This window comes from Bacillus sp. WC2507 (assembly GCF_052656125.1).
The window spans coordinates 5,090,250-5,102,500 of the sequence record NZ_JBQXPN010000001.1 but is presented as its reverse complement, the minus strand read 5'-3'; the positions used below and the strand labels follow the sequence as shown (position 1 = coordinate 5,102,500).

Sequence of the window (12,251 nt, the reverse complement as noted above, 5' to 3'; positions counted from 1 at the left end):
TAATGGGTGATGGCGTGCCTTTTGTAGAATGAACCGGCGAGTTACGATCCCGTGCAAGGTTAAGTTGAAGAGACGGAGCCGCAGCGAAAGCGAGTCTGAATAGGGCGTTTAGTACGTGGTCGTAGACCCGAAACCAGGTGATCTACCCATGTCCAGGGTGAAGTTCAGGTAACACTGAATGGAGGCCCGAACCCACGCACGTTGAAAAGTGCGGGGATGAGGTGTGGGTAGCGGAGAAATTCCAATCGAACCTGGAGATAGCTGGTTCTCCCCGAAATAGCTTTAGGGCTAGCCTTAAGTGTAAGAGTCTTGGAGGTAGAGCACTGATTGAACTAGGGGTCCTCATCGGATTACCGAATTCAGTCAAACTCCGAATGCCAATGACTTATCCTTAGGAGTCAGACTGCGAGTGATAAGATCCGTAGTCAAGAGGGAAACAGCCCAGATCGCCAGCTAAGGTCCCAAAGTGTGTATTAAGTGGAAAAGGATGTGGAGTTGCTTAGACAACTAGGATGTTGGCTTAGAAGCAGCCACCATTTAAAGAGTGCGTAATAGCTCACTAGTCGAGTGACTCTGCGCCGAAAATGTACCGGGGCTAAATACACCACCGAAGCTGCGAATTGATACCAATGGTATCAGTGGTAGGGGAGCGTTCTAAGTGCAGTGAAGTCAGACCGGAAGGACTGGTGGAGCGCTTAGAAGTGAGAATGCCGGTATGAGTAGCGAAAGACGGGTGAGAATCCCGTCCACCGAATGCCTAAGGTTTCCTGAGGAAGGCTCGTCCGCTCAGGGTTAGTCAGGACCTAAGCCGAGGCCGACAGGCGTAGGCGATGGACAACAGGTTGATATTCCTGTACCACCTCTTTATCGTTTGAGCAATGGAGGGACGCAGAAGGATAGAAGAAGCGTGCGATTGGTTGTGCACGTCCAAGCAGTTAGGCTGATAAGTAGGCAAATCCGCTTATCGTGAAGGCTGAGCTGTGATGGGGAAGCTCCTTATGGAGCGAAGTCTTTGATTCCCCGCTGCCAAGAAAAGCTTCTAGCGAGATAAAAGGTGCCTGTACCGCAAACCGACACAGGTAGGCGAGGAGAGAATCCTAAGGTGTGCGAGAGAACTCTGGTTAAGGAACTCGGCAAAATGACCCCGTAACTTCGGGAGAAGGGGTGCTTTCTTAACGGAAAGCCGCAGTGAATAGGCCCAAGCGACTGTTTAGCAAAAACACAGGTCTCTGCGAAGCCGTAAGGCGAAGTATAGGGGCTGACACCTGCCCGGTGCTGGAAGGTTAAGGAGAGGGGTTAGCGTAAGCGAAGCTCTGAACTGAAGCCCCAGTAAACGGCGGCCGTAACTATAACGGTCCTAAGGTAGCGAAATTCCTTGTCGGGTAAGTTCCGACCCGCACGAAAGGTGTAACGATTTGGGCACTGTCTCAACCAGAGACTCGGTGAAATTATAGTACCTGTGAAGATGCAGGTTACCCGCGACAGGACGGAAAGACCCCGTGGAGCTTTACTGTAGCCTGATATTGAATTTTGGTACAGTTTGTACAGGATAGGCGGGAGCCATTGAAACCGGAGCGCTAGCTTCGGTGGAGGCGCTGGTGGGATACCGCCCTGACTGTATTGAAATTCTAACCTACGGGTCTTATCGACCCGGGAGACAGTGTCAGGTGGGCAGTTTGACTGGGGCGGTCGCCTCCTAAAGTGTAACGGAGGCGCCCAAAGGTTCCCTCAGAATGGTTGGAAATCATTCGTAGAGTGCAAAGGCATAAGGGAGCTTGACTGCGAGACCTACAAGTCGAGCAGGGACGAAAGTCGGGCTTAGTGATCCGGTGGTTCCGCATGGAAGGGCCATCGCTCAACGGATAAAAGCTACCCCGGGGATAACAGGCTTATCTCCCCCAAGAGTCCACATCGACGGGGAGGTTTGGCACCTCGATGTCGGCTCATCGCATCCTGGGGCTGTAGTCGGTCCCAAGGGTTGGGCTGTTCGCCCATTAAAGCGGTACGCGAGCTGGGTTCAGAACGTCGTGAGACAGTTCGGTCCCTATCCGTCGTGGGCGTAGGAAATTTGAGAGGAGCTGTCCTTAGTACGAGAGGACCGGGATGGACGCACCGCTGGTGTACCAGTTGTTCTGCCAAGGGCATAGCTGGGTAGCTATGTGCGGAAGGGATAAGTGCTGAAAGCATCTAAGCATGAAGCCCCCCTCAAGATGAGATTTCCCATAGCGTAAGCTAGTAAGATCCCTGAAAGATGATCAGGTTGATAGGTTCGAGGTGGAAGCATGGTGACATGTGGAGCTGACGAATACTAATAGATCGAGGACTTAACCATATAATATGAAGCAAATGTTATCTAGTTTTGAGAGAACATAAAAAACTTATTGACTTTTAAAGTGAATAAGTTATAATAATGATTGTCTCAAAAGAATAATGTCTGGTAATGATGGCAGAGAGGTCACACCCGTTCCCATACCGAACACGGAAGTTAAGCTCTCTAGCGCCGATGGTAGTTGGGACCTTGTCCCTGTGAGAGTAGGACGTTGCCAGGCAATATTATTCCGCAGTAGCTCAGCGGTAGAGCTATCGGCTGTTAACCGATCGGTCGTAGGTTCGATTCCTACCTGCGGAGCCATTGGAGAGCTGTCCGAGTTGGCCGAAGGAGCACGATTGGAAATCGTGTATACGTCACAAGCGTATCAAGGGTTCGAATCCCTTGCTCTCCGCCATAGGATTTATAATATTTGGCCCGTTGGTCAAGTGGTTAAGACACCGCCCTTTCACGGCGGTAACACGGGTTCGAATCCCGTACGGGTCACCACTTTTGGAGGATTAGCTCAGCTGGGAGAGCACCTGCCTTACAAGCAGGGGGTCGGCGGTTCGATCCCGTCATCCTCCACCATATAAATTATATGAATAATATTGTCGCGGGGTGGAGCAGCACGGTAGCTCGTCGGGCTCATAACCCGAAGGTCGCAGGTTCAAATCCTGTCCCCGCAACCAAATGGTCCCGTGGTGTAGTGGTTAACATGCCTGCCTGTCACGCAGGAGATCGCCGGTTCGACCCCGGTCGGGACCGCCATTTTAATAAGGCTCGGTAGCTCAGTCGGTAGAGCAGAGGACTGAAAATCCTCGTGTCGGCGGTTCGATTCCGTCCCGAGCCACCATTTATTTTAATAAAATACGCCGGCTTAGCTCAATTGGTAGAGCAACTGACTTGTAATCAGTAGGTTGGGGGTTCAAGTCCTCTAGCCGGCACCATGTAAGTTTCGGAGGGGTAGCGAAGTGGCTAAACGCGGCGGACTGTAAATCCGCTCCTTCGGGTTCGGCAGTTCGAATCTGCCCCCCTCCACCATTTACATAGGGGCATAGTTTAAAGGTAGAACTGAGGTCTCCAAAACCTCCAGTGTGGGTTCGATTCCTACTGCCCCTGCCAAATATATTTACACAACATGGCGGTTGTGGCGAAGTGGTTAACGCACCGGATTGTGGCTCCGGCATTCGTGGGTTCGATTCCCATCAGTCGCCCCATTTTTATTTTTAAAATTACAAATAATCTAATGGATACTTACATATAATTAAGTAAGAAATCGATGGGCTATAGCCAAGCGGTAAGGCAACGGACTTTGACTCCGTCATGCGCTGGTTCGAATCCAGCTAGCCCAGCCATTTTTGCGGAAGTAGTTCAGTGGTAGAATACAACCTTGCCAAGGTTGGGGTCGCGGGTTCGAATCCCGTCTTCCGCTCCAATGAAATTTAATATGGCGGCATAGCCAAGTGGTAAGGCAGAGGTCTGCAAAACCTTTATCACCGGTTCAAATCCGGTTGCCGCCTTTTCTTTTGTGCCGATGTGGCGGAATTGGCAGACGCGCACGACTCAAAATCGTGTTCCTTCGGGAGTGTCGGTTCGACCCCGACCATCGGTATCGGTTAAAAGACGAGTGATCGTCTTTTTTTATTTGTTTTTATCTTCAATTAATCGTGAGTATACAGTAATATCAAGCGTTCCTACTTTGTGGGGACGCTTTTTTTATGTGTTCAAATTAATGTTAATGTATCGCCTATTACGTTAATTCTTATAGGTTAACGTAATGCTGATGAACGTTATAATGGTAATTTAGTTGATGGAAATTTATCAGATGATAATATCGAAAAAGGTGCGAATCTAACAAAATTATCAGAAGGTATCTCGTCCGTTTCAAATCAATTACCATTGAAAGAACGATTTGCATTTGCAGGTACTAGTGGCTTTGGTAACAATCATATAAAGGCTTTTGAAGCTTTACAAGAAGCTCGTGATACATTTATGTTTTCCGAAACTGGTGGAAGAAGTAGAATTAAGGGTGTACAAGAAGTAATAAAAGATTATGTGGATAAAGTTCTTGATAGAGTAAATGTAAAAAAATGAGTATCCCGATTCGTATATAGCATCTAAAGTATTACGTGAAGAACTTAAGGCTGCAGGAATTGAAGCAATCCCATATTCTAATGCAGCACATCACATTGTAGCTTGAAATGATAGCAGGACAGTGGAAGTACAGGAATTATTAAAAGAGATTGAGATACATCATGCTTCTGCTGCTAATGGGGTATTTTTACCGTATAAAGTGAATGAATATGTGACTACTGAAGCATTACATATAGGTGATCATGGTCCAGAGTATATAAGAGAAGTATACAGAGTATTAGGCGAAGTTAAACGCTTTGGGGGTAATCGAGCAGTTGCAGCTTTGCAGAATATAAGAGAAAGATTATTGGACGGTAGTTAAAAATTAAATCAACCTGAATAATCTTAATTGTTTTACTAATTAAATTATAAAGGAGTAAAAGGTATGAAAATTTGGCAATTAAAAAGCTTATTTGATAACTATAAATCTTTTCAACTATTAAATTTGAAAGAAGACCGTAAAAAATATTTTGATGAAAAAATTGATTTGGCAATAAAGTTATCTGATTCATGGGGAGAAATTCTTGTTGAATGTGTAGAAGGAGATAACCATAGTGATTGTCCTATGTTCTGGGGGGAACTTGGCACGCCAATGGTTAGTAGAAAAGCAAAAGAGGTATTAGAGCCTTTAATTTGCAATAATGTTGAGTTTCTTCCGCTAACTCATAATGTTACAGGTGAATTTTATTACCTAATAAACGTTTTAAATACAATTGATGCAATTGACTACAATAAAGCAGTTTTTGAAAAACTAAGTACAAGATTAATAATAGGTTTCGAAAAATACGCATTTTTGCCTAATATAGTTGAAGGGCAGATAATATTTAAAACCTATTTAAATCAAAGATTACACTTCTCTACTGTTTTAGTGTCTGACGAATTAAGAAATGCAATTTTAGAAAGTGATTTAAAAGGTTTTGAATTTATAGAGATATGGGATTCAGAAGCAAACATGTAAAAGAAAGTCCTAAAATAACTGATAGAAGTTCAAACAATGGTTTACATTAACTAGACACTTACAAGATGGAGATAGTGCAGATATAACTTGATCTATACCCAAATATAATAGTTATCCTAAAGGAGAATAAATACTCTTAGAAAGAAGTTTTTTATATGTGGAAAAATCTGATTTTAGAAATTGGAGATATACTGAAAAGTGTTAACTTTAATTTGAACACACCAGCAACAGATACTGAAGTTCATAGATTAAGAAAACACGTAAAAGAGAAATTTAATGTTGACTTACCGAGTGAATACGAAGAGTTTCTTAAAACTGTAAATGGTTTAGACTTTGATGGATTGGTCCTTTACGGAGTCGATTCTCCTTTACTAGAAACAGAAAAAGATGAACATATTTGCGGCTTTATAGATACGAATGAGATTTGGTATGAAAATGAATTTCAAAAAGAGTATCTTTTCTTTGGGGATTCAAATATTGCGTGGTTTTGCAAAAACTTATCAGACGGTACTTATCTAGAACTTGATAAACCATCTGGCACAGTGATGAAAATATATAATGATTTCGATACAATGCTTGAGGAAGCGTTAAAAATAACCCTTCTGTAATAGGGGGATTAAGAAGAACAAAAAATCCATTTGAAAGAACAGTTTATTTATCTAATACGACTAAAGATCGAAGAGTATTTCTTTTTAACGAGTAAAACTTTGGAAGAAGAAACAGCTCTGTTATATAAACAACAATTAAAAGCTATTAAGGAATTAGAGCAAACTGCGAAACAATAAAGGGATAAAAACGAACATTCATTTTTATCCCTTTATATAATTCCATTACTATATAAAATGTCAGTAGATTCTTGTATATACAAGAATCGTTTCCAGCACTCTAGAGAGAATCTCCCCATCCTGGTGACATGAAGTTAAATCCGACACCACCAGTAGATATTAGCACATGATCAGCTGTTAATTTCGTAATTTCTAAAAACTTCTTTTCAAATTCTTCTCTGTTGTACTTGTACATAGTTGAGTGGCACGATCACATTTGCGTTGAAGTACTCAACCAGTCCCCTAATTCCTTTAATTCAGGAAACGACTCAAATTGAATTGGTTCATCTAATTTCATGAATCTCACTTGATAGATAGTTGGGTTTAGTTTTTCTCCTATCCCTTTAAGACCATATGCTTTTTTCTCATTTGAATGTGTCATAATAACTCTCCCCCATCCTTCTTTTAAATTTTTAGATTTCAAAAAATTTCCTATTTTAATTATATAGCGATAGAAAGTAATTAGGGGAATGTTGTGGTAATTTTTTACTTTTCCTTATTGTTTAGCGAGAGATAATAAAATAAATCATCACAGTAATAAATGAAATAGGATAAACTTAATTAAGGGAGAAAAATGAAAGTAAAAGGTGTCAGTTATTTTATTGTGATTCCATTTTGGCTCCGTCCCATTTTAATTTATCATGTTGAAAGAAGCTCAAAATTTTTGAAATGCTTTAAAATAAAGGATTTTAAGGGTAACACTCTATATAAATGTCACCTAAAAGACTCAAAATCGTGTTCCTTCGGGAGTGTCAGTATCGGTATCGGCGATGTAAAAAGACTCTAACAGAAATGTTAGAGTCTCTTTTGTTAAATTATGTTATGTAATTCTAAAATTCGTGATAAATGTAGGAATTCATGTATAATATAACTTGTCGAAAGAACAAAATGATAGTAATTTATATTATGTCTGTAATATGAATCAAAAATGAACTTTTTATATTTCTTTTAAAAATGTGTTGAATACACATTATATTTCATATTAATATTTTTATGTAGATTTAAAACGGGAAAGAGAGTGGAAAGTATGGGTCGTAAATGGAATAATATTAAAGATAAAAAAGCATCAAAAGATGCAAATACAAGCCGTATATACGCGAAATTTGGACGTGAAATTTATGTGGCAGCAAAACAAGGCGAGCCAGATCCAGAATCAAACCAGGCGTTAAGAGTCGTATTAGAGCGTGCGAAAACATATAATGTACCAAGAACAATTATTGATCGTGCAGTGGAAAAAGCAAAAGGCGGTTCAGAGGAAAATTATGATGAGCTTCGTTATGAAGGATTTGGGCCAAATGGAGCTATGGTTATTGTAGATACACTTACAAATAACGTAAACCGTACTGCAGCAGATGTACGAGCTGCATTTAGCAAAAACAGTGGTAACATGGGTGTAAACGGCTCTGTAGCTTACATGTTTGATGCGACAGCTGTTATCGGCCTTGAAGGGAAAACATCAGATGAAGTACTTGAAATTTTAATGGAAGCAGATGTAGATGCACGTGACATTCTAGAAGAAGAAGATGCTGTTATCGTATATGCTGAACCAGATCAATTCCATTCAGTACAATCTGCACTTAAAGATGCGGGTGTTGAAGAATTTACAGTTGCTGAATTAACAATGCTTGCACAAAGTGATGTAACACTTCCTGAAGATGCTCAAGTACAATTTGAGAAAATGGTTGATGCATTAGAAGATTTAGAAGATGTGCAACAAGTTTACCACAACGTAGACTTAGGAGAATAATATGATAGAAGCCCCTGTTCGTTTATCGAATAGGGGCTTTTTTATAAAGGTAATTAAGGTGCTGAATTAGTAAAGGTATTTTGTTGTAGACAGGGAATATGCTTATAGGGATATATGAAACATTCATTACTGCTAGGAGGCGTAATATGGAACATAAAACACCAAAGCATATCGTTGCTGTAGCAGGTTATTTAACAAATGAAAAAGACGAAGTGTTATTAGCTAAAGTACATTGGCGATCGGATACGTGGGAGTTTCCAGGAGGACAGGTAGAAGAAGGAGAAGCGCTGGATCAAGCTGTTTGTAGGGAAATAAAAGAGGAAACAGGATTAACGGTGAAGCCTATCGGTATTACAGGAGTTTATTATAATGCTTCCATGCACATTCTAGCTGTTGTTTTTAAAGTGGCATACGTGAGCGGTGAAATACAAATTCAGCCTGAAGAAATACAAGAGGCTAAATTTGTTGCTTTAAATGAAGAGAACATAGATGAGTATATAACGCGTCCTCATATGAAATCTAGAACGCTTGATGCGATGAGAGCAACACATTTTATTCCGTATGAAACGTGGGAAGTGCAGCCGTATAATTTAATAGGAAGATTGTAAAGAAAGGAGTAGCCGATTTGAGGTACAATCAAATCACTACTCTTTTTTGTATACTGTTTAAGAAAAAGGTCAAAATAATAATGGTGCTAGTATTGATTTCAAGAACGTTTGTTCTGTATAATGTATGGTATGTTATGTTATGTACATTTAGATTAATATATACTTAAAAGTATATATATTTGTAGATGATATAATGAAAATAGGGTGCTTTAATAGAGAAAGTATAATAGCCTTAAGGTTTAATCTGTTATTAGTTTAGCATAATCTATATTCAATATTTCAGATGAATAGTAGATAAAAAAGGACTGTGATACAATACTTTTTTATCCCGCTATTTGCCGGGCAGCCAGATTGGTGCGGGCTGATTAAAGTTTCACTTTATACCTTACAATGATGTAAGGTACGTGTAAGAGAAATCGATGGGATATTTTTTTACAACAAGGTATTCTTAAAGTAAGAGTTATACGCTGTGTGGAAAAGAGGTGTTTAAGATGAAAGAACGAGTATTATCTAGGGTGAACTATCATCAAAAAGTTGCATTAAATCCAATGACTAAATTTTTTTATAAAGCCATTATTTTATTATTATTGTTAAGTTTTACGTTATTATTCATTGGAAATGTAATGATCGAGCAAAGTGATATTAGTAAATTACATGTACCGGCTAAGTTAGAGGTGCCAGAATCATTAACACATGCATTCATTGCAACAGAAGATAAAAGGTTTTATCATCATAACGGTTTAGATTATATAGCGATTATCCGGGCGTCTGTTGAGAATATAAAAGCTGGTGGTGTTGTGCAGGGAGGAAGCACAATTACACAGCAATTATCCAAAAATGCTTTTTTAACGAATGAGCGTACATTTTCTCGTAAGTGGAAAGAAATTTTTTACACGAAAAAAATTGAACGCACATTTACGAAGGATGAAATTTTAAAATTATATGTAAGTAATATTTATTACGGAGAAGGAGCATGGGGAATTGAAAAGGCAGCAAACCTTTACTTCGGTAAAAAGGTGAGCCAATTAACGTTGGCTGAAAGTGCAATGATGGCTGCTGTAGTAAAGGCACCCGCTTATTACTCACCAGCACAAAATTACGATAAAGCAGTTGAGAGACGGAATGTAGTTTTGAGATTAATGGAGAAAGAAGGCTATATCAATCATGATGAGTATGTGCAAGCTGTTAGTGAGAAATTAGTAATTCGTCATGATATAAAAACAGAGCAATCGATGTTAAATAATGCGCGTGAAAAAGCAGTAAGCTAAGGGAAGTTCCTACATAGGAGCTTCTTTTTTTTGAATAAATTGTGACAAATTGTGACACAATATCGTCACAATTGTTGTATTTTTGTAATTTATGTGAGCGTGTTCATTGCGTGGTATATGTAAGTATTGATATTATGTGTATTGTGTACAATGCTGTATACAGAATATGAATTTAAAGAGGAATGTATATGAAATCATCGAACAAACTCATGGCTCTTGGTATAGTTTTTTCCATTGCAGTATTGATTGTAATCGGAACGATTGCGTATAGCATCATAAATGACAAAAAAGATAAAGGGAATGAGATGTTTGCTTATTCCACACAACAATCTTTAGGGAAAGATGATGCTCCAGTTAAGGTAGTTGAATTTGGAGACTTCAAATGTCCTGCTTGTCGTACTTGGGATGTAACAGTATTACCACGCTTAAAAGAAGAGTATATCGATAAAGGTAAAGTGCAGTTATATTTTATTAACTTCCCATTTATCGGAAAAGACTCTGATTTAGGTGCAGCAGCTGGTGAAGCAATTTATAAACAAGATAAAGATTCATTCTGGATTTTCTATGATGAGATTTATCAAAGTCAAAAGAAAGACACAGAAGAATGGATTACAGAAGAATTACTTCTTAACATTGTGAAAGAAAAGCTTCCGAAAGTTAATGTAGAACAATTTAAGAAGGATTTACACAGTAAAGAAATGAAAGAAAAAGTACGTAAAGATTCAGATCGTGCTCAAAAATTAAAAGTTCAAGGTGCTCCTTCAGTATATGTAAATGGAAATCTTGCAAACCCTGATTTCGATAGTATGAAGAAGGCAATTGATAAAGAATTGAAAAAGTGATGAGATACTCATCACTTTTTCGACTTTTTTCGATAAAATTCTTGCTTCCGATTTTTTTACATGCTATACTACTTTACATAAGTTATTCTAATATCTTTTATGTATTTCATATTTGCGGGTGTAGTTTAGTGGTAAAACAAGAGCCTTCCAAGCTCTGGTCGAGAGTTCGATTCTCTTCACCCGCTCCAAATTTTATTAAAAGTTTTTCTATAAATTGTGATCAACGCAGTGTTTCGTTTCCGAGATAAACGAGGCATTGCGTTTTTTAATGTTTGAAAAGCATGATTGTATGCGAAAATAGAAGTAAAGAATAGTATTCCAAAAGTGAATTGCTAACCAATATAGTCGTTACATAAGGGATGGATTCATCTGAGGAGGCGATTAGGAATGAATTTTGAACAATTAAAGCAAGATGTCATTGCGTATAGTAAAACAATTGGTATAGATAAAATAGGCTTTGCTAGTGCTTCACCATTTGAAGAATTAAAGCAGCGTTTAATCCAGCAGCAACAATTAAATTATCAATCTGGATTTGAAGAGCCTGATATAGAAAAGAGAACGAACCCACAGCTTCTATTACCTGGTGCGAAATCAATTATTGCGATTGCATTAGCGTATCCTTCAAAATTAAAAAATGCACCATTAAGTAAGCGTGGAGAACGCCGCGGGATTTTTTGTCGTGCCTCTTGGGGACAAGATTATCATCTTGTTTTACGAGATCGTTTGCAAAAATTAGAAGCATATTTAATCGAGAAACTTCCCGATATAGAAGTTAAGTCAATGGTTGATACGGGTGAATTAAGTGATCGAGCTGTTTCGGAGCGTGCCGGTATTGGATGGAGCGGTAAGAATTGCGCTATTATTACACCTGAATTTGGTTCGTATGTATATTTAGGAGAAATGATTACAAACGTTCCATTCCCACCAGACCAACCGATAGAAGATCAATGTGGAAGCTGTACAAAATGTATTGATATTTGTCCTACAGGTGCTTTAATACAAGGAGGACAGTTAGATTCGAAGAAATGTATAGCATTTTTAACACAGACGAAAGGGTTCCTACCGGAAGAATATCGCGACAAAATAGGAAATCGTATTTATGGATGTGATACATGTCAGACTGTTTGTCCGAAAAATAAAGGAATGGATTTTCATAATCACCCTGAGATGGAACCAGATCCTGAGTTAGTTAAGCCGTTATTAACACCACTTTTAACAATTAGTAATCGTGATTTTAAAGAGAAATATGGGATTATGTCTGGTTCATGGAGAGGTAAAAAGCCGTTGCAACGAAATGCGATTTTGGCACTTGCGCATTTTAAAGAAGCATCAGCAATTCCTGATTTAATAGGTGTTATGAAAGATGATCCAAGACCGGTACTTCGCGGAACGGCAGCATGGGCACTTGGGAAAATTGGTGGAGATGGCGTGGGCGAAGCCATTGAAAAAGCGATGCAACGTGAGAAAGACGAAGAGGTTCTTCATGAAATGAATCGCGGACTTGAATTGTTAGCGCAGAAAAAACAGTAGATAATATCTCCCTTTTTCATATTGTAATAT

The 12,251-nt window shown here is 39.2% G+C and carries 7 protein-coding genes, 16 tRNA genes, 2 rRNA genes and 2 pseudogenes (1 of these 27 only partly in view); 26 read left to right on the top strand and 1 reads right to left on the bottom strand.

Features of this window, described 5'->3' with window-relative positions; all coding sequences use genetic code 11:
- The 20 genes and pseudogenes from ACUN28_RS26855 to ACUN28_RS26760 all read left to right on the top strand — a co-directional run.
- Positions 1 to 2,332 (top strand): 23S ribosomal RNA (locus tag ACUN28_RS26855); it begins 590 nt to the left of the window's first position.
- Positions 2,333 to 2,433: 101 nt separating this feature from the next.
- Positions 2,434 to 2,549 (top strand): 5S ribosomal RNA (rrf, locus tag ACUN28_RS26850).
- Between the two features lie 8 nt (positions 2,550 to 2,557).
- Positions 2,558 to 2,632, top strand: a tRNA-Asn gene (locus tag ACUN28_RS26845).
- Between the two features lie 2 nt (positions 2,633 to 2,634).
- Positions 2,635 to 2,726, top strand: a tRNA-Ser gene (locus ACUN28_RS26840).
- A 17-nt stretch (positions 2,727 to 2,743) separates the two neighbouring features.
- Positions 2,744 to 2,818 (top strand) — tRNA-Glu (locus tag ACUN28_RS26835).
- Positions 2,819 to 2,823: 5 nt separating this feature from the next.
- A tRNA-Val gene (locus ACUN28_RS26830) sits at positions 2,824 to 2,899 on the top strand.
- Positions 2,900 to 2,923: 24 nt separating this feature from the next.
- Positions 2,924 to 3,000, top strand: a tRNA-Met gene (locus ACUN28_RS26825).
- A gap of 3 nt (positions 3,001 to 3,003) precedes the next feature.
- Positions 3,004 to 3,079 (top strand) — tRNA-Asp (locus ACUN28_RS26820).
- A gap of 9 nt (positions 3,080 to 3,088) precedes the next feature.
- Positions 3,089 to 3,164: transfer RNA gene (locus ACUN28_RS26815), tRNA-Phe, on the top strand.
- Positions 3,165 to 3,182: 18 nt separating this feature from the next.
- A tRNA-Thr gene (locus ACUN28_RS26810) sits at positions 3,183 to 3,258 on the top strand.
- Between the two features lie 10 nt (positions 3,259 to 3,268).
- A tRNA-Tyr gene (locus tag ACUN28_RS26805) sits at positions 3,269 to 3,352 on the top strand.
- Positions 3,353 to 3,359: 7 nt separating this feature from the next.
- Positions 3,360 to 3,433: transfer RNA gene (locus ACUN28_RS26800), tRNA-Trp, on the top strand.
- A gap of 19 nt (positions 3,434 to 3,452) precedes the next feature.
- Positions 3,453 to 3,528 (top strand) — tRNA-His (locus ACUN28_RS26795).
- A 63-nt stretch (positions 3,529 to 3,591) separates the two neighbouring features.
- Positions 3,592 to 3,666 (top strand) — tRNA-Gln (locus tag ACUN28_RS26790).
- A gap of 5 nt (positions 3,667 to 3,671) precedes the next feature.
- Positions 3,672 to 3,746: transfer RNA gene (locus ACUN28_RS26785), tRNA-Gly, on the top strand.
- Positions 3,747 to 3,760: 14 nt separating this feature from the next.
- Positions 3,761 to 3,831: transfer RNA gene (locus ACUN28_RS26780), tRNA-Cys, on the top strand.
- 10 nt (positions 3,832 to 3,841) lie between these two features.
- A tRNA-Leu gene (locus tag ACUN28_RS26775) sits at positions 3,842 to 3,923 on the top strand.
- A 227-nt stretch (positions 3,924 to 4,150) separates the two neighbouring features.
- Positions 4,151 to 4,766 (top strand): annotated as a pseudogene (locus ACUN28_RS26770) (AHH domain-containing protein); the annotation flags it as partial.
- A 63-nt stretch (positions 4,767 to 4,829) separates the two neighbouring features.
- Positions 4,830 to 5,402, top strand: coding sequence for an imm11 family protein (locus ACUN28_RS26765; protein WP_016089405.1), 573 nt, complete (start codon positions 4,830 to 4,832; stop codon positions 5,400 to 5,402).
- Between the two features lie 155 nt (positions 5,403 to 5,557).
- Complete coding sequence (locus tag ACUN28_RS26760) at positions 5,558 to 6,010, top strand: YrhA family protein (protein WP_016089404.1); 453 nt, start codon at positions 5,558 to 5,560, stop codon at positions 6,008 to 6,010.
- A 277-nt stretch (positions 6,011 to 6,287) separates the two neighbouring features.
- Here the strand turns inward: ACUN28_RS26760 and ACUN28_RS26755 are convergent.
- Positions 6,288 to 6,608: pseudogene (locus tag ACUN28_RS26755) on the bottom strand (DUF3884 family protein).
- Positions 6,609 to 7,253: 645 nt separating this feature from the next.
- Here ACUN28_RS26755 and ACUN28_RS26750 point away from each other — a divergent pair.
- The 6 genes from ACUN28_RS26750 to queG all read left to right on the top strand — a co-directional run bounded on the left by ACUN28_RS26750 (position 7,254) and on the right by queG (position 12,221).
- Positions 7,254 to 7,973, top strand: coding sequence for a YebC/PmpR family DNA-binding transcriptional regulator (locus ACUN28_RS26750; protein WP_016089402.1), 720 nt, complete (start codon positions 7,254 to 7,256; stop codon positions 7,971 to 7,973).
- A 146-nt stretch (positions 7,974 to 8,119) separates the two neighbouring features.
- Complete coding sequence (locus tag ACUN28_RS26745) at positions 8,120 to 8,581, top strand: NUDIX hydrolase (protein WP_016089401.1); 462 nt, start codon at positions 8,120 to 8,122, stop codon at positions 8,579 to 8,581.
- A 491-nt stretch (positions 8,582 to 9,072) separates the two neighbouring features.
- Complete coding sequence (locus ACUN28_RS26740) at positions 9,073 to 9,849, top strand: transglycosylase domain-containing protein (RefSeq protein ID WP_016089400.1); 777 nt, start codon at positions 9,073 to 9,075, stop codon at positions 9,847 to 9,849.
- Positions 9,850 to 10,037: 188 nt separating this feature from the next.
- Positions 10,038 to 10,691, top strand: a complete 654-nt coding sequence (locus tag ACUN28_RS26735; RefSeq protein WP_016089399.1) for a DsbA family protein — start codon at positions 10,038 to 10,040, stop codon at positions 10,689 to 10,691.
- Positions 10,692 to 10,805: 114 nt separating this feature from the next.
- Positions 10,806 to 10,879 (top strand) — tRNA-Gly (locus ACUN28_RS26730).
- 199 nt (positions 10,880 to 11,078) lie between these two features.
- Entirely contained in the window at positions 11,079 to 12,221 is a 1,143-nt protein-coding gene (gene queG, locus ACUN28_RS26725; RefSeq protein ID WP_016089398.1) for a tRNA epoxyqueuosine(34) reductase QueG, read from the top strand.
- Positions 12,222 to 12,251: the final 30 nt, after the last annotated feature.